Source organism: Phytohabitans houttuyneae (assembly GCF_011764425.1).
GTDB lineage: Bacteria > Actinomycetota > Actinomycetes > Mycobacteriales > Micromonosporaceae > Phytohabitans > Phytohabitans houttuyneae.
Genome location: NZ_BLPF01000004.1, coordinates 263,523 through 279,790, shown reverse-complemented (window position 1 = coordinate 279,790; position 16,268 = coordinate 263,523). Strand labels below are relative to the sequence as shown.

General features: G+C 71.2%; 16 protein-coding genes and 1 pseudogene. 7 read left to right on the top strand and 10 right to left on the bottom strand.

The annotated features are described in order from the left end of the window. Positions 1–13: 13 nt before the first annotated feature. The 9 genes from Phou_RS54000 to Phou_RS43815 form a co-directional block, all read right to left on the bottom strand. On the bottom strand, positions 14–727 hold the full coding sequence (locus Phou_RS54000; protein WP_308785021.1) for a hypothetical protein: 714 nt from the start codon (positions 725–727) through the stop codon (positions 14–16). A gap of 498 nt (positions 728–1,225) precedes the next feature. Then, complete coding sequence (locus tag Phou_RS43850; protein ID WP_173069767.1) at positions 1,226–1,621, bottom strand: hypothetical protein; 396 nt, start codon at positions 1,619–1,621, stop codon at positions 1,226–1,228. An 80-nt stretch (positions 1,622–1,701) separates the two neighbouring features. Continuing rightward, positions 1,702–2,586: a hypothetical protein gene (locus Phou_RS43845; protein ID WP_173069765.1), complete on the bottom strand. Its 885-nt coding sequence runs from the start codon at positions 2,584–2,586 to the stop codon at positions 1,702–1,704. Between the two features lie 60 nt (positions 2,587–2,646). Continuing rightward, entirely contained in the window at positions 2,647–4,434 is a 1,788-nt protein-coding gene (locus Phou_RS43840; RefSeq protein WP_173069763.1) for a VirB4 family type IV secretion system protein, read from the bottom strand. Beyond that, the gene (locus Phou_RS43835; RefSeq protein ID WP_173069761.1) at positions 4,431–5,360 is read right to left on the bottom strand and encodes a PrgI family protein; all 930 of its coding nucleotides are present in this window, start codon (positions 5,358–5,360) and stop codon (positions 4,431–4,433) included. Before Phou_RS43835 ends, Phou_RS43840 begins: the two co-directional genes overlap by 4 nt. 6 nt (positions 5,361–5,366) lie before the next feature. Further along, positions 5,367–7,124, bottom strand: a complete 1,758-nt coding sequence (locus Phou_RS54810; RefSeq protein ID WP_281365180.1) for a TrbL/VirB6 family protein — start codon at positions 7,122–7,124, stop codon at positions 5,367–5,369. Positions 7,125–7,489: 365 nt separating this feature from the next. After that, positions 7,490–7,711, bottom strand: coding sequence for a hypothetical protein (locus Phou_RS53985; protein ID WP_246274539.1), 222 nt, complete (start codon positions 7,709–7,711; stop codon positions 7,490–7,492). A gap of 513 nt (positions 7,712–8,224) precedes the next feature. Continuing rightward, positions 8,225–9,184: a hypothetical protein gene (locus Phou_RS43820; protein WP_246274538.1), complete on the bottom strand. Its 960-nt coding sequence runs from the start codon at positions 9,182–9,184 to the stop codon at positions 8,225–8,227. Beyond that, entirely contained in the window at positions 9,181–9,531 is a 351-nt protein-coding gene (locus Phou_RS43815) for a hypothetical protein (RefSeq protein ID WP_173069758.1), read from the bottom strand. The genes Phou_RS43820 and Phou_RS43815 overlap by 4 nt, the downstream gene beginning before the upstream one ends. Positions 9,532–9,750: 219 nt before the next feature. Here Phou_RS43815 and Phou_RS43810 point away from each other — a divergent pair, with 219 nt between their 5' ends. The 6 genes and pseudogenes from Phou_RS43810 to Phou_RS53970 all read left to right on the top strand — a co-directional run bounded on the left by Phou_RS43810 (position 9,751) and on the right by Phou_RS53970 (position 13,342). Beyond that, a complete protein-coding gene (locus Phou_RS43810; RefSeq protein WP_371872279.1) occupies positions 9,751–10,506 on the top strand; it encodes a hypothetical protein in 756 nt (251 codons plus the stop codon). A gap of 52 nt (positions 10,507–10,558) precedes the next feature. Next, positions 10,559–11,476 (top strand): annotated as a pseudogene (locus Phou_RS43805) (TRM11 family SAM-dependent methyltransferase). Next, entirely contained in the window at positions 11,476–11,688 is a 213-nt protein-coding gene (locus tag Phou_RS43800) for a helix-turn-helix transcriptional regulator (RefSeq protein WP_173069756.1), read from the top strand. Before Phou_RS43805 ends, Phou_RS43800 begins: the two are co-directional and overlap by 1 nt. Positions 11,689–11,865: 177 nt before the next feature. Then, complete coding sequence (locus Phou_RS53980) at positions 11,866–12,366, top strand: hypothetical protein (protein WP_246274532.1); 501 nt, start codon at positions 11,866–11,868, stop codon at positions 12,364–12,366. Then, complete coding sequence (locus Phou_RS53975) at positions 12,357–13,181, top strand: tyrosine-type recombinase/integrase (protein ID WP_246274530.1); 825 nt, start codon at positions 12,357–12,359, stop codon at positions 13,179–13,181. The genes Phou_RS53980 and Phou_RS53975 overlap by 10 nt, the downstream gene beginning before the upstream one ends. Beyond that, complete coding sequence (locus Phou_RS53970; protein ID WP_246274789.1) at positions 13,109–13,342, top strand: tyrosine-type recombinase/integrase; 234 nt, start codon at positions 13,109–13,111, stop codon at positions 13,340–13,342. Before Phou_RS53975 ends, Phou_RS53970 begins: the two co-directional genes overlap by 73 nt. A gap of 660 nt (positions 13,343–14,002) precedes the next feature. Here the strand turns inward: Phou_RS53970 and Phou_RS43790 are convergent. Continuing rightward, complete coding sequence (locus tag Phou_RS43790; RefSeq protein WP_173069755.1) at positions 14,003–14,776, bottom strand: hypothetical protein; 774 nt, start codon at positions 14,774–14,776, stop codon at positions 14,003–14,005. Positions 14,777–14,949: 173 nt separating this feature from the next. On the opposite strand from Phou_RS43790, the gene Phou_RS43785 reads away from it, so the two are divergent. Then, positions 14,950–16,152: a hypothetical protein gene (locus Phou_RS43785; RefSeq protein ID WP_173069753.1), complete on the top strand. Its 1,203-nt coding sequence runs from the start codon at positions 14,950–14,952 to the stop codon at positions 16,150–16,152. Positions 16,153–16,268 lie beyond the last annotated feature (116 nt).

Here is a 16,268-nt window from a genome sequence, read left to right as displayed (position 1 = left end):
CCACCGAGCCGGATCAAGTCCCCGTCATCGAGATACGGGCGCAGTTGCCGGGCCTGTGCTGTGGCGTCGCGCGGGGCGAGGGCGAAGTAGACCTTGTTGCGGGCGTTGGCGTCGATCGCCTCGGCCATCTCCCCGGACAGCTGCCCGAGGTACTGGTGCGCAAGCACGAAGCTGGTGTGCAGGCCGCGGGCTTCGGCGAGGGCGTCATCAATCCCGATCGGCAGGTGCAGGAAGTTATGACATTCATCGAGAATGACGGATGCATCGGGGCGGTCGTCTTCGGGATGCGGGCGCGAGCGGTGGTGGCTTGCCACAGCCCGGCCAGCAGCAGCGACCCGACCAGGCGGGTGCCGTCTTCGCCGATGACGCCCTTGGGCAGGCGCGCGAGTAGGACGCCGCCGTCGAGGATGTCGGCGAAGGAGAACGTGGTCGCCGGCACCCCGAACAGGCTGTTGGCCATCGGATGGGCCAAGACCAGCCGCAGCCTGGACAGCAGCGGTGCGACCAGCCCGGAGCGTTGTGCGGCGGGCAGGTCGTTGAACCCTTCCCAGAACTCGCCGAGGGTGTTGCCTTCCCACGCGTTCAGCGCGCTGGTGACGGCGTCGACGCGGGCGGTCCGCCATGCCGCGTCGGACAGCAGCCGGGGTAGTTGGGCGAGGGTGGCGCCTTCGAGGTGGGCGAGGGTGAGCAGGCCGTGGTAGCAGATGTCGGCGGTGCGGTGCCCCACCAGCGGTGCCACACCTTCGCCATCACCGCGGTGAGGTTGGCGGCCACGTCGTGGGCGCTGCCGCCGTGCACGGCCGGGTCGAGCAGGTTGATCGCCGGCGGCGCCTTGCGCTCGTCCGGATCGATGAGCACCAGCCGGTCGCCACACGACTTCGGCAGCCGGGCGAGCAGATCGCGGATCAGGTCACCCTTGGCGGGGTCGAACGCGGCCACTCCCCGGCCGGCGTCGACATCGTCGAGGACCATCCGCATCAGCAGGGTGGTCTTGCCGGTGCCGGTCGGGCCGAGGACGTGCAGGTGGTAGCGGCAGTCCGCGAGGGAGATCCCGACCCGAACCTGCGGGCCGGCGTTGGCGACGCCGATCACCTTGCCGCCCAGGCCATACCGCTCATCGAGCGGCACCAGATTCAACCTGCCCGCCGGGCGGGAGCCGGCCCGAGCAGCCCTGTGGTTGATGTCGTTCATGGGGTGCTCCGCGCGATCGGTGCCCCACCACGCCTTATGTGGCCGTCCACTTCGGACGGAGCTGACGTTCGACGGCGGCTGTCGACCTGCCCGCCGGAGGCGCGGAAGGTGTCACGGGTGGGAACGCGGCGGCGAGATGCTGCCCGGGTAGGCCGTAGGCGGCCGGTTCGGCGGGTAGCCCGGCCAGGGCGGCGGCTTCGCTGACGGAGGCGAGACTCATCCGTTTCGCGGGTACCCACCGTTCGGCTGCCGTGACCGCGCCGCGGCGCATGCGGCGGCGGGTGAAGTGTGCTGACAGCAGCCCGAACCCGGAGGTGACGTCGGCGGCTGCCGCCCGTGCGGCGGCTTTCGTCGGGCCGGTGGCGATGGCCTGGATGGCGACGAGTAGGTGCGGCGCGTCGGCGAACTTTGCCCGCGCCTGCCGGGCCAACTCGGCGGTGTACGGGTCGGTCGTCGTTCCGGACGGGGACTTGCGTGTGGCCGGACCGGGCGTGATGAGATCCAGAACGGTCAGAGTCCCGACGCGCAGTGCCTGCGCGAGTAGGCCGGCGGCGCGGGCTGCGGCGCCTCGGGACGGTGGCGGGCGCGGTCGGGGTTGGTCATCGCTTGGCGCAGCACCCGTAGCCGGTGGGCTGGTGCCCGGCTGATGTGGACCTGTAGCAGCCCGCCGCCGGTCCGGCCGGCCGAGGCCAGTCCGTCGTACACCGCCCGCAACCGGTCGTCCTGCGGGGCGCCGGCATCCACGCCTCGCCGCACCGGTGGTGGGGCGGCGGCGTCTACGAGGGGCAGCCATTCCGGCTGGGTGGGCCACACCGCGAGCGCGGCGACCGCACCGGTGGTCGGCACACGCGGCGGCCTAGTTTGCTCGGCGCGGACGCCGGGCCAGCCACGTTGCAGCAGCCGCAGCACGGCGGTCGGGTTCACCCCAGGTGGCAGCCACAGCCCGGCGCGTAGCCCGCCCGGGTCGGCGGCGACCTCCCAGACAAGGCGGGCCGGGCGCAGCGACCACCAGCGCGGCGCGGGCAGTGCCGTGGCCAGCAGCCGCCACAGGCCAACGGTGGCGGCCGGGGTGGCGGTGACCGGCGGGGTAATCGCCAGCCACCGGCCTTGCGCGGCGTGGGTACGCCAGACCACGCGTCGCCACCGCGACCAGCCGACCCGCAGCACGATCAGCGCCGCGACGGCACCGAGTAGCAGCGGCCACCGATCCCGCACCAGCTGCCACGCCGCGCCGGTGACGTCACCGGCCCAGGTGCCGCATAGCACCTCGCCCACGATCGAGTCCGGCACCCCGCCCTGGCCCGGCGTACACCCACCGGTGGTCGGGTCCGGCGGCGGTGCGGGCGGAGTCGGGCTCGCCGATGGCTGCGGCACGGCCAGTATGAAGGCAGGCAACAACGCACGAAACATCGACAACTCCAGTCGGGACAGTCCAGTCGAGAAGGTTCGGTCGTGTCAGCGGCGCCGGCCCGCGCCGAACTCTGGGCCGGTGGTGATCAGTTCGTGGTCGAAGTCCGACGCCTGGGCGTGAAAGGCCACCCGCGCCGACCCCGCGCTCAGGAGGGCGTCGCCGCGTTGGCAGGACAGCAGAAAGCTCCGTTCGCCGTCGGTGAGCCCGAACGCCTCGGCTACCGCATCGATGGCCTGGGGCGCCTGCCGCAGCAGAACCTGCGTGGCCGCGTTACTGACCACAGCGCGGCCGGTCTTGGTCGCGAGGACATCGGCGGCGTCCTGGGTCACCACGGTCAGGCCGACGCCGTACTTGCGGGCCGACTTGGCCAGGGTTTCCAAGAACACCCCACCTCGGCCGCCGGACAGCAGCTTCCACGCCTCGTCCACCAACACCATCCGCAAGGTGCCCGGGCGGTTGCCGGAGGCGGTGGCGCCGCGCACGGTCCGCCAGATCGTGTCCAAGGTGAGCAGCGTGCCGACCGGGTGCAGCTGCTCGGGCAGGTCCTTGAGCGCATACACCACCAGGTGCCCGTGCGGAACGGTGGTGGTGGGGCCGTCGAACAAGCCGCGCGTGCTGCCGGCCACGTAGGGGTGCAGCCGGGCGGCGACCCGCCGACCGGCGTCGTCGAGGTTGTCCAGCTCGGCCACCACATCGGCCAGCAGCGGCGCCGGGCGGCGCCAGGTGCGCGGGTCGGTGGTGATGCCTTTGGCCCGATAGGCGGCCAACACGGCGATGTCCAGGGAGCGGGCCTTGTCGCCGGGCAGCGGTGCGCTGACGGCGGTGTCGCCGCTGCCCATCACCGCGAGGAGGGTCTGCATGAACCGTGCCCGGTCACCCAACGCGTCGTTGTCGCCGGGCGGCAGGTCGAGGGGGTTGATCCGCACCCCGGCCGCGCCAGGGCGAATCACGGTGGCGTCGACCGCCTCGGCCAGGCGCAGGTACTCGTCTTCGGGGTCGATGACGAACGCCTCCACCCCCAAACAGAGGTTGCGTAGCAGGTCCAGCTTGGCCAGATAGGACTTGCCTTCCCCGGAGCGGGCCAGGATGACGGCGTTGAAGTTGGACTGCGCCCACCGGTCCCACACCACCACGCCCGGCGAGTACAAGTTCAGGCCGAACAGCACACCCATGCCGCTGTCGGCGGCGGTGTCGGGCAGGTCGGGGCTGGTGAACGGAAAAGCTGCGGCGAGGGCGTCGGTGTCGAAGACCCGCTTCAACCCGACCGCGTCATAGGCCAGGGGCAGGCTGGTGACCCATGCCTGCAGCTGCCGCCACGTCATCGGCGCGGTGTCCAGTAGCAGCGACGCGGCCAGGGACCGCACCTCGGCCACCCGGTCCGCGAGCTCAGCCTCGGTGGCGGCGCGCACGGTCAGATAGGTGCCGACGCGGAACAGGCGAGCCTCGCCGCGGGCCAGCCGGGCGGCCAGCTCGGCGGCATCAGCTGCGGCGATGTCCAGCTCCGGGTCATCAAGGCGGCCTTTGGCCGCGTCCTGGCGGCGGGAGGACTCGAACCGGCCGCGCTGCTTGCGCAGCCGCTGCGCGGCCACCGCCGGCGCGATGGGTTCGATATGGAAGCAGATGTCGACCAGGCCGGGGTAGGCCAGGATCGGCTCGGCCCACCCGGCGCCCACCTCGGCCGGGTAGCCGGTCACGGCGAGGGTGGTGGTGTAGGTGTCGCCGACGCGCAGGTAACGGCCGGCGACCTCGACCGCGTCCGGCGAACCGGGCAGGACCGTCATTGCGTCCGGTTCGGTCCGGCGGCGGCGAGGCAGAGCGGACAGCAGATTCACCACGGGTCATCGCCATCCGAGTCGGCGTAGGGTGCCGCCATCGCGGGGGCGGTGGGGTCGAGGCTGGCCGCCAGCCGTGTCGCGGCGTCCGGGCCGTCGAGCACCCCGGCCGGGACCTCACACGCGCTGAGGGCTCGTACCGCCTCGGCCGCTTGCTGGGCGGTGTGGTGCGGGCCGCGCCGGCTGCGCACGGCGACGGTGACCTGCCGGTGCACCAGCTCCCGCCGCGCGGCGAGGTCGTCCAGGAATGTGGCGTGGGCGCGGGCGGCCTGCTCCAGGGCTGGGTGCGGCAGTCCTGGCGCGGCGGCCAGGTACCGGTCGGCGAGGTGGGTCAGGTCGACCCGTTGTGCCCGGACCACGATCTGCGCCGGCCCGTCCAACGAGTGAAGCCAGCGGGCGAACCCGGCGACCAGGCCGTTCTGCTCGGCCGCCGTGCGCAGGCCGAACGCCACCGTCGAGGCGGCAACCAACCCGACGCTGCCGTCTGCGCCGAGATCAACGAGGCCCTCCGGGGTGATGCCCTTCGCGGGCAGGTGCAACGGCGCGGGCAGCGGGAGCCGGTCACCCGGCCCCGCCGTCGTGGCAACCCACGCCGGGGGCGAGGTGATTGGCCCGTCCGCCGGGACGAGCCGGGCCGGGCTGCGCCGGTGCCGCAATGCTGCCAGGACCCAGGCGTCAAGGCTGATCCCGTCCCGGCGGCCGACCGCGAGCCCGAACGCCGCTGCCGCGACCGGCATCGCACCGGCGAGGAACACCAAGGGATGCACGATCGTCGCCACGGCCGTCCACGCCGTGTACAGCAGCAGCCCGGTCACGGTCAAGATGACCAGCTGCCGCCCGGTCAGACCGAAGGCTAGTTTGTCGGCTCTTTCGATGTCTCCGGGCACCCGCGCCCGCAGCGGGGCCTCGTCGGCTGGGCGGTTCATTGGCGCTCACCTCGATCTTGGGGACGGCGCCGCGCCGGTAGGGGACGGCGGGACGGGTGGCTGGGACGACGCGGGACGAGCCGCTCGGACCGCCGGGGACGGACCCGGTGTCGGGGACGAACCCGGGACGGGACGCGGAGACGACGAGGCCGCCCGTCCCGCCGCCGGGGACGGCCGTGGGGACGGGACGGCCGGTGCCCGTCCCGGCGGGGACGGCGGGGACGGCGCCGCCGCCTGCCGGGCAGGTGGGGTCGCCAAAGGGGCTCCGGCGCTCGGCGTGCGTGACCCGGTGGCGCTGCTCGTGCCGGCCGCAGGGGTGGCCCTTCGGGCGGCCGTGGGCCGGCTTGCCGCAGACGCGCCACGACGCGGCCCACCAGCCGGTGTGGCGGGCGCGGCCGAGAACACCGGTGTGACCGGGGCTGGTGGCCGTCGCGGCGCGCTGTGCGGCGCCGGTGCGGCCGAGAACGTCACCCCCGGCGCCGGGCCAGCGGCGGCGCGTCTGGGCGTGGCCGGTGCGGCGTCACTGAACGCCACCCGCGCCGCCGGTGTAGCCGGCGCCGGGCGAGGCGTCTGGGCCGGGGACGGGTGGGAGAACTGCGCCGCCGGGACACCACCAGACGGGGACGGTCCCGCCGGGGACGGGGACGGCGCATGGCTCAATGCCGGAGCGGCGTTCGTCCCAGCCGGGAACGACAGCGGCGTGTGGGTGACCGGGGCGTGGCTGAACCCTGCCGGCCCCGCCGGGGACGGCCGGGACGGACCCGGGCGGGGACGGGGACCGCCGGTCGGGGACGGGCGACCACCGGGACGGGGCGTCGCGCCCGGCCGTCCCGCAGCCGACCCGGCGGCTCGGGCGGCCGTCCCCGCACGCGCGACGCCGGCCGCCGCGCCGAGGGTCTTGACCATCAGGTAGGCGTGGATGAGCGTCCGGATCAGGCCCCGGCCTCCGCCCTGCCCGAGGGGGCCGAGGACGAACTGCCGGCTCCAGCCGGGAATCTTGATCAGCAGCCACAGCATGGCAGCGACCACGAGGATGCTGATCAGCCGGCTCGGCGTCGGGATCCCGATCAGGGAGCCGGGACCGGTGATGGTGTCCCCGGCCGGGGTGAGGAACATGCGCAGTGTGCCCAGCAGTACGACGGCCTGTGCGATCTGGATGCCCACGCAGGCGCCGACGGCCCGCCACCAGGTGAAGGCGATCTGCTCGGTCAACGGGGAGGCGTGGCAAAGCAACGCGAAGGGGGCCAGGCCGATCAGGATCGCGAAGGCGGCGACCCGGAACACGAACATGAACACGACGACGATGGCCATGACCAGCACGCCCAGAATCAGCAGGGTGAGCAGGAAAGTGTTCCCTCCGCGGGCTTCACCCAAGGCTTGGCCGAGGGCGGCGGCGGCCGCGGTGCCGTCGACGCCTTGGCCGGCGATCGCGGTGGTGACCGCGTTGGTCGCCTCGATCGCCTTGTCCAGCACGATGAGGTTGGTGTTGACCAGCACGCCGGCCAGGGCCAGCCGGGGCAGGACCTCTTTGAGCCCGTACCGGGTTTGCAGGGTTTCCCGGCTGGTGACCAGGAATGCCCCGGCCAGCACGAACAGCACCAGCAGCGCGTTGGCCACGACGAGGCTGGTGGTCCACATCGTGCGGACCCGCTCGTCGCCGGTCAGGTCCGGCGTGCTGAGCACGGTCTCGCCGAGCGCGGACAGCACCGGGTTCAGCGCGCTTTCGACCGCCCAGGCGAAGAACTCGCCGATGGCCTTGCGCACCTGGCCGGGGATGTCGAACAGGCCTGTGTCGCCGTAGTCCTCGTTGGACGGCGGACTCCAGCTCGGCGGCGTTGGGCCGGGTGCCGGGGACGGCGTCCCAGGCGGTGCCGGGGACGGCTGATCGGTGGGAGGCGGCCCGATCGGGGACGGCGTCGGATTCGGGGACGGGGCGGGCGACGAGCCGCCCGGCGGGGCGGGGTTCGGGGACGGCCGCACCCCTGGGTCCGGCACACCCGCCCCGGGTGGCGGGGACGGCGAGGGCTCGGCCAGCGCCGGACGGGCTACGGTAGCGGCGAGGACGACACCCAGCAGGGCGAGCGTAAGGCGCCGAACGGTCCGGCTGGACAAGGCGCGGGGGCGGCCCATCACAGCCACCCGCCGATGATCGTCACGATGAGCGGCGCCAGGATCGCGCCGGCATAGCCGATCGCGGCCGACCGGAACCCGACCTTGGCCTTGGCCACCTCGTCGGCCTCACCGCTGGTGTACCGGAAGAACGCGACGACCAGGCAAAAAGTGGCGTAGGCGGCAAGGATGCTTAGCAGCCACAGCCGAATGTTGTTAATGACCGCATCGAGCGAGGTCACCGTCGGCTCGGTCGGCGGAGCCGGCGGGGACGACGGATCCGGTGCGGCGTACGCGGTGCCCGGCCACGCCACGAGGGCGGGAACGGCGGCGGCCAGGAGCAGGACCGGAGTCAGGCGGGTGGCCCGATCCAGCAATCCTGAACGCAGGGGCAGCCGGTGGGGCTGTCCCCGCGTCGATTCGCGCCGGAAGTGGCGCGAGAAAACTTTGCGGGTCATGGGAAGGAGCACCTCCGGTGCGCACCACGGCCGCCCTACGCAGGGCAGGGCCGGTGCTGGGTGCGCGTGTGGTGTGGCGAAGGCAGGACCGGGACGTGTGTGCTCGTGGTGACCTGGTGCCGACCGGCGCAGCCCGTCCTCCTCACCAAAAAAGGGGGCGGTGGGCCGGGACCGTGCGGGATGTCAGCGCCGTCAGCGGGTCCGGTCGGTGGTCACCAGCGCGGGAGTTGTCCCGCACTAAGGGATTACAAATGTGCGGGCCGAATTGGAAACCCGCAGCTCACCGGCCCGGGGTGTTCACGGGCGTTTGCGGGCGGTGGGCACGTCCAGCACGAGCGTCATGGTCGCCTCGTTGATCACGTCGGCGTACGGATCGGACAACTCACCGGCCTCGATCGCCGCCTTCAGCCGCGCCACAGCGGCGGTGCGGCGCTTGTACAGGTTCCACCGCGGCCTGGCCAGCCATTCGGCGTACGCGGTCAGGGAAACCTCCTCCAGGTACGTCACGGCGATCAGCTCCGCGTCCTCGGCGGTCAGGATCCCGGCCGTGACGGCGCGGGCCAGAACCAGGTCCGGGTGGCCGTACGGCGCCGGGGGCAGCACCGAGCCAGGGGTGAAGTTCGGCGTACCGCAGCTGGCCGGTTCCTGCTCACGCAGCTCGCTGCGCGCCTTGGAGAACGCCGCCGAAAGCAGGTTGCCGACCACGCCCGGCCTGGCCAACTCGACCCGGTTCAACGCGCGCAGAAAATGCTCCACGATGGACGCCTGCACATCGGCGGTCGGGAACAGCTTGGCTAGCAGGTACGCCTTGAACCGCAGCCCCGGCATGGCGACCCCGACCGCACCGGCCCGCCACGCCGGATCACCGGTGCGGGCACGCTCGACCAGCAACCGCCACACCGTGTCGCGGGCCTCGTAGCCGTAGGCCGGGTGCATCAGGATCGCCGACAACTCCGGCAACGGGATACGGCGGCGGGGCAGGCCGTGACCGAGGGCGCGGCCGTTGACCGACAGCGGCTTCGGCCCCTGCCCGGCCAGCCGGAACCGGTACTCGATGTCGCCCAGCAGCGTCTCCCTGCCCGCCGCAGCGGCCCCACCAGCAGGTCCGGTGGCGGCGGGCATGTGGAGGTCGGTGTGGTGGTCCATGACGATTCCCCTCGTGATGGCATCTGCCGTCCGGCGAAGCGCCGGTTCGGCGGTGTGCCACCACGCCACCAGGTGCCTTGAACAGAACTTGAACACCGTGATCTTGTTCAAGCCTCGACACCACGCATTCGACCCCGAACGCCACCCATCAGCGTCGATGCGCAGGCCCGGCCGGCGAGGCGGCCGAGGTCACCGGCCGCACCGCCGTCAAGCAGGGTGTTCAAGGGGACCGCCGCCGGCCACTCCCGGGCATCGAGCACGAGGACTTCGGCACCTTGAACACACGCCGCGCCGGAACGCCGCTTCACCGGACTTGCGGCCCACCCGGCGCGATCTTGTTCAACCTCACGGCGGCTGATATCGATCTTGTTCAAGGCTCGTAGATCTTGTTTAACGTGCCAGCGATCTTGTCCAACCTGGACCGTGGTCTTGTTCAACCCGGTGTGGATCTTGTTCAAGGCGGCCCGTGGTGGGCGAGCGGGTTTGACAGCCTGCCGCACGAGTCGGCCGTCCGACGCGATGCGTCCTGACCTGCGTGTTCAACCCCGACTTGATCTTGTTCAAGGGGTCGCCGGTGAGGCGGCCGGGGTGGCGGGGGCGGGCCGGTTTCCAATTCGGGGGCCGAATTTGTAATCCCTTAGTGTCAGCGCTTGTCGGCGGACGTGGCCCACACGCCCATGCCGAACAACCCCTCCACCAACCGCGCCGCCCGGCCCGTCACCCAACTGGAGCCGGTGCCAGTCGGCCTGTTCCTGGCCGCCAGGTCCGGCCCGCGCCCCGCCGGGTTCGCCCGGCCGGGACTGCCGGACTGGCACGGCCTGTCGCCGGCGGACCTGGCCTACCTGATCCGCCGCTACACCCGCGCCGGCGCCGTCGTACTCGACCTCGATGAGCACCCCACCGTCGCCGCGGCGGCCCGCTACCTACGCCGCGCCCCAGCCACACTCGTCACCCGCGGCCGGACCACCCGGCTCCAGGTGGTAGCCCCGCCGGCTCGCGTGGACCGGCCGCGTCGGGTGGCCTCCCGCCCCGGGCCGGGCGCCGACCTGATCATGGTCACGCTGCCCCGGGTCGGAGTGGACAGCCTCGACCTGCACGGCCTTACTCGCGCCGTGACCGGGTGGCGGCGGCTGCTGCGCCCCGGCGGTCACCTGATCGCGGCGCTGACCGCCCGAGTCCCTGAGCCCGGTCCTGAGCCCGGGACGGTCGGTCACCGCTCCACGGTCATCGCCGCCGCGCGGGCCGCCGGGCTGGTCTACCACCAGCACATCCCGGTCCTGCTCATCCCGCTACCCGAGCACGACCCACGCACCGACCCGAACCCGGCCAACGAGCCCGACCGGCCGCACCACGGCCGGCACCGGCCGGCCTTCCGCGACCTGCTCGCGTTCGCCGGCACCACCAGCACCACCGAGGAGGCCACCCGTGGCTGACACGCCAACCGTGCGCAACCCATCCGCGACCGACCCGGACGGTAGCGATCTCATCGGCGCAGGCGAGGCCGCCGGCATCGAAGCCGGCATCGAGCTGGCGGCGCTGGTCGCCGAAGGCACGCCCGGCTCGGTGTGGCTGACCGGGCAGACCATCTCGCGGGACCTGCGACGCGGCCGGTACACCCCGGAGTCGATGCAGCATCCGGGCAAGATGCTGCCCACCATCGCCCGCCGCGCCATCCGCACCTACACCGCCCCCGGCGAGCTGGTGCTGGACCCGATGGCCGGCATCGGCACCACCATCGTGGAAGCCATGCGGCTGGGCCGGCGCGGCATCGGCGTGGAATACGAACCCCGCTGGGCCAGCCTGGCGGCCGACAACATCCGACTCGCCCAAGCCGACGGCGCGACCGGCACCAGCCACATCTACACCGGCGACTCCCGCACCCTGCCAAACCTGCTGCCATCCAACATGCACGGCAAAGTCGCGCTCATCGTCACCTCACCGCCATACGGGCCGTCCACCCACGGCCACGCCCGCACCCCGGCCCCAGACGCGGGAAGGTCCGCAAGATCAACCACAAGTACGGCCGGGCCGACAATCTCGCCTACCGCAGCCACGCCGAACTGGCCGACGGGTTCGCCGAGATCCTCGCCGGCTGCCTCCCCTGCTCCGGCCGGGCGGGCACGTGGTGATCACCGCCCGGCCGTACCGGCGGCACGGCGAGCTGATCGATATCCCCGGCATGGTCGTCGCGGCCGGCGTCACCGCCGGCATGGAACTGGTCGAGGAATGTATCGCGCTCATCTGCGCCGTCCGCGACGGCGTGATCATCCCCGAGCGTCGTTCTTCCAACAGAAAAACGTCCGCAACGCCATCGCCGACGGCGACCCGCAATGGCTCGTGCAGCACGAGGACGTGCTTGTCCTCGCCGCGAGCAGCCGCAGCAGCGCTCGCGGAGGTCGGTGATGGCCGCGGCGCGGGCGTGGTCCGCAGAGCAGGTCCGCGCGCTCGGCGTCACCACCGACGTCGTCACCGCCGCATCCGTGCTCGGCTTCGGGCGCACCACCGCCTACCGACTCGCCCGCGAGGGCCAGTTCCCGGTCCCCGTCCGCAAGGTCGGCGGCAGGTACCTCGTCGCGGTCGCGCACCTGTTGCAAGCCGTCGGCATCGACACCTGAACCACCGCACGACCGGCCGATTCCCCGAGGCGGCCCGCCTCAAGCGGGCGCCCGGGGGCAGGCTTGACCGCCCGTGCGTCCCCGGCATGGATACACGTCGACCACGGCACCAGCGGACTGTTCGATCCGGCGGGTCCGCTGGTCCGCCCCCGACACCCGGGAAGGGACCAAATACTGATGAACGGAACCACGTACAAGCGCTGCGGCTGCCGGGACGCGACCGGTAAGCGGCAGGGACAGCGGTGCCCGAAACTGCGCCGGGGCGCCGGCTGGAACCCCAACCACGGCGTGTGGCAGTACCAGATCGACCTCCCACCTGCCGCCGACGGACGCCGCCGCCCACTGCGACGCGGCACCTACGCGAGCCAGACCGAAGCCGAAGCCATCCTCGGCAAGATCCGCGACGCCCTCGCCGTCGCCAAGACCGGCGAGCCGGCCGACCTGACCAAGGTCGGCGACCTAATCGAGCTCGCGCTAAAGCGCAAACGGCCGCTGCCCACCACGGCGGAGGTACGCCGGCTGCTACACCTCGGCGATACCGTCGAGATCCCCACCATCGAGGTGTGGCTCGCTACGTGGCTAGCCGGGCGCAAGAAGCTAAGGGCCGGCACCCGCCGCTCCTACACACCGGGCACATCACTAACCACCTCGTCCCCCACATCGGCGCCGTGCGGCTAGACAGACTGCGGGTCAGTCACCTCGACGCGATGTTCGACGCGATCGACGAACGCAACGAGCAGATCGCGACCATGCGGGCTAGCCGGAACGCGGACAGCCGGGACAAGGTCAAGGGCATGCGGCTGGTCGGCCCGGCCACTATGCACCGCATCCGGGCCACCCTGCGCGCCGCGCTCAACGCCGCCATCCGGCAAGGCTTCATCGACATCAACCCCGCCAAGCACGTCGAGCTGCCGCCGGCCACCCGACCCAAGCCGCTGGTGTGGACCGACGAACGCGTCGAACAGTGGCAGCAGAGTGGCGCGCTGCTCAGGCCGGTCATGGTCTGGACCCCCGCGCAGACCGGCGCGTTCCTCGACCACGCCCACAACGCCGACGACCCGCTCTACGCCCTGTACCAACTCATCGCCTACCGCGGCCTGCGCCGAGGCGAAGCCTGCGGCCTGCACTGGGCCGACGTCGACCTACCCGGCAAACAGATCACCATCCGCTGGCAGATCACCCAACACGGCTGGGCCACCAGCCTCGAACCACCCAAAACCGACGACAGCGAAGCCGTCGTCGCCCTCGACACCAACACCGTCGCCGCGCTCAGCGCCCACCAGGCCCGGCAACGCCACCAACGCCTCGCCGCCGGACCGAAATGGGTGCAGACCGGGCTGGTCTTCACCACCCCACCGGCGAGGCTTTGCACCCGGCCGATGTCACCGACCACTTCCAGCGCCTCGCCCGCCAAGCCGGGCTGCCACCCGTGCGGCTGCACGACCTGCGGCACGGCGCGGCGACCCTCGCCCTCGCCGCCGGCGTCGACATGAAAGTCGTCCAAGCGATGCTGCGCCACTCATCCATCACCGTCACCGCCGACACCTACACCAGCGTCCTACCCGACCTCGCCCGCAACGCCGCCGAACAGGCCGCAGCGATCGTGCCCCGCCGCGCCACCGTCACACAGATCGACCAACGAGCCGCCGGATAACCACGACTCCACCGGCACCAGCTCCGGGCGAGGAACGTTACAACGTTTCTCGCCCGCCGCGTCCAGACACCGTTCACGCTGGCCTCGATCCGGTCGGCGCCGCGCGCAGTGGGCAGGCTCGATCAGCCTTGCTCCTGGCCGCCTGTCGGTCGGGTCTGTTGGCGCAGATGCAGACGCTGGCCGTTCCGGGTCAACTGCTCATGCCGACTGTCGGCTTCGGCGCGAAACTATTTACCGGCACATAGACAGCTGCCGGGGCGAACGCCGGTCAGCCCCACGTTCAGCGCAGCTCGACGTAGGGCAGGCCGACAGCCGCCAGTTTGGTTTGCAGGCTGATGTCGCTGGTAGCGACGTGTAGAGCTTGTACCGCAGATTCGCGAAGCGGGCTGCATCTGCGCCAGCTGCCGCAGCCACTCCTTACGCCGCGCGCTCACAGGCGTCCGACCGCCGTTTACGAGGTGCTCGCGGCCGTTGGAACAAGGAGCCGACCAGGAAGTTGGCAGATCGAGCTGGAGATCGCCGCCCTCAATAACATATTCGATGTTCGGCGATATGCCGGTCGGTTAGGGGAGGTTGACCTCTTCGCGCACCTCGAAGGGGTCGGCCCCACCGCACGTGACGCGCGGTGGGGCCGAGCGTGGTGCCTGAGAGCTGGCCCCGTTAGCCGGTGACCAGCAGGAGCCGAGGGTAGTGTTTCTGGTCCGGCCGGGGACCGCCCCAGGCCCGGGCCAGCCGGGCGGCCTGCTTGATGTCGGCCGGCTTGAGCTTGATACAGCCGTTGGAGGCGTAGTCCGCAGGACCGTCCCAGCACTGGTTCTCGCGGTAGTTGGCCGGGCGGCATGCCTGCTTGCGGCCGGGGGTCATCTCGCTGTGGATGAACAACTCCGTGCGCTTGATCCCGTCGCAGCCGCGTGCGGTGTCCTGCAGGCGCCACACGATCCCGAAGATCAGTCCCCCGTTGACGTTGGTGTTGAAGTTGGTGTCGTGGGCTGGGCCGTCACGGTGGGCGTTGTACCAGCCGTTGGGCAGCCAGCCCTGGCCAAGCGCGCAGGCGTTCTGCCCGATGCCGGTGCCGCCGATGCCTGACCCAGCACGCCATGCGCCCAGCTTGGTGTACGTGGGCGGTAGCCCTTCTCCTCGGGCCGTCACCCGGTAGAGGGTGAGGCTCGACTTCGTTGGGTCCTTGTGGTTCTTGCGGAAGTGGAAGTAAATGCGGTGCTGACCAGGCCGGAGAACTGCCGTGTCGGCTGCCGCTGCGGCCACGAGTTCGGTCGGCAGATCTTGGGCCTGTATGGTGCCTTGCCCCGCAGCTGCGGCGGAGCTGACGCGCGTCACGCTGGGGAGGGCCGAACTGGCGTGCGCGGTGGGGACAACGACGGCAATCAGGCCGGCAGTCACCGCCCCAACCAACGCGAAAAGTGCTCTTTTCTTCATGGATGTCTCCATCAGGGTAGGGCCGGGCGCGCCTATTCGCGCTCGGCTGCCCCGCGAGCATCACGGCTGTGACCAGCGCGAACGAAGCGAGTCGCGGCGACTCGCGACAACTCGCGGAAATTGCGGCGTGGCGTCACACCAACCGAGCACTCCAATGAGCCAGGATCGCTGCCGTGCCCGAGAACATCTCGCCCACAGAGATCAAGTTCTATGACGCTCTCGAGGCCGCCCGACAGGAGGCGGGTGCGCCATCGGGATACCAAATACAACGGCTGATCCGCGAACTGTGCCGCGCAGGCGCCTCCACTCCGGAGGGTCGCTCGCCCACCGCAAACCGGTCCCCCAACCTCGTTGAGAAGCTGCCGGACGTGCCGGAGCAGACGATCCGGGGGTGGATCAGCCGCAAATTCTTGCCGCGAGGAGAGAACGAGCTTTTCGCCGTCATCACCGTCTTGCGCTGGAAGAGCCACCGCCGTACGCAGGATGGGCAACTAGCCAGTTTCACACTGTCCGCTGAGGAAAAGGAGGTTTGGCGCAGCCTGTGGCGGGAGGCCCAGGGCGGACAGGGAGCCCGCAAACAGCGCGCCCGCGCGGCTGGCTCAAACGACGCATCCCTGGACGACCCGTCCGAAGAAACGCCGCCGCTGGCAACTGCCGGCACCGAGGGTTCCGGTGGGACCGCCGGCCAGCCGCCCGCCGGCATGGGCGCGGGCATCGCCCCGACGGCCTTCCTGGATGCCCCGCCGTCGGCGCCTCGATCCAGCGCTTCGGAGGGCTCCAGAGCCATGGCTACAGAGCGGCGGGAGGAGCGCGGGGCAAAAGGTAGCGCGGTTGTCGATGATCAGCGGCCCGCAGGTGATGACCAAGAGGGCGCATCGTCGCTGGCCAGCCAGCCAGCAAGTGGCGGTGCGACCTCGCCGCCCCCTCGGACAGGACCACCAACAAACGACGGCCAGCCCGACGGCTCCCGTGGGCATGCCAGGCATCCACGACGACGGTCGCGTTCATGGCGGTTACGGCTGAGACGGAGAGGCATTCTTACGATTGGGGTGTTCGTCCTAATTCTGGCCATTGCATCCACTTTGCTCGGAGTAGCGGCCTACAGAAGGGACTCATCCTCGGCCACGGGACGAGTCGGCACCGAGCCTGCGGTCGACCTGGTCGGCGGCAAATGCATGAAGGTGACCGCTGACGACGTGCGCGTCTTTGTCGCCGCCAACGGAGACGAGACGTGGACCAAATGGACGCGAGACACCCGGTACTGGGTAGACCCCGACGCGGGCGTTCAGAACCGCGACCGCACGACGCTACGCAGCGGCAGGCACGGGTGGGTGACCAATAACCCCAAGCACGCCTCGCCCGCCGATGACTGCTAATAGCCCGCAGCGACACGTCGTTGCGCCGACCCCGTCGCTCGACTCGCCCTGCTTGACGACTCCGGCCCGTAGTGATCTGGTCACGGCTGCACTGGTCGGCGAGCATGGCCAGCGCC

Excerpts from the sequence above, each read along its gene's own strand:
- Phou_RS43800 (WP_173069756.1), top strand. The coding sequence starts at position 11,476 with ATGGCCGCGGCGCGGGCGTGGTCCGCAGAGCAGGTCCGCGCGCTCGGC.
- Phou_RS43790 (WP_173069755.1), bottom strand. The coding sequence starts at position 14,776 with ATGAAGAAAAGAGCACTTTTCGCGTTGGTTGGGGCGGTGACTGCCGGC.
- Phou_RS53980 (WP_246274532.1), top strand. The coding sequence starts at position 11,866 with ATGAACGGAACCACGTACAAGCGCTGCGGCTGCCGGGACGCGACCGGT.
- Phou_RS43810 (WP_371872279.1), top strand. The coding sequence starts at position 9,751 with ATGCCGAACAACCCCTCCACCAACCGCGCCGCCCGGCCCGTCACCCAA.
- Phou_RS43835 (WP_173069761.1), bottom strand. The coding sequence starts at position 5,360 with ATGAACCGCCCAGCCGACGAGGCCCCGCTGCGGGCGCGGGTGCCCGGA.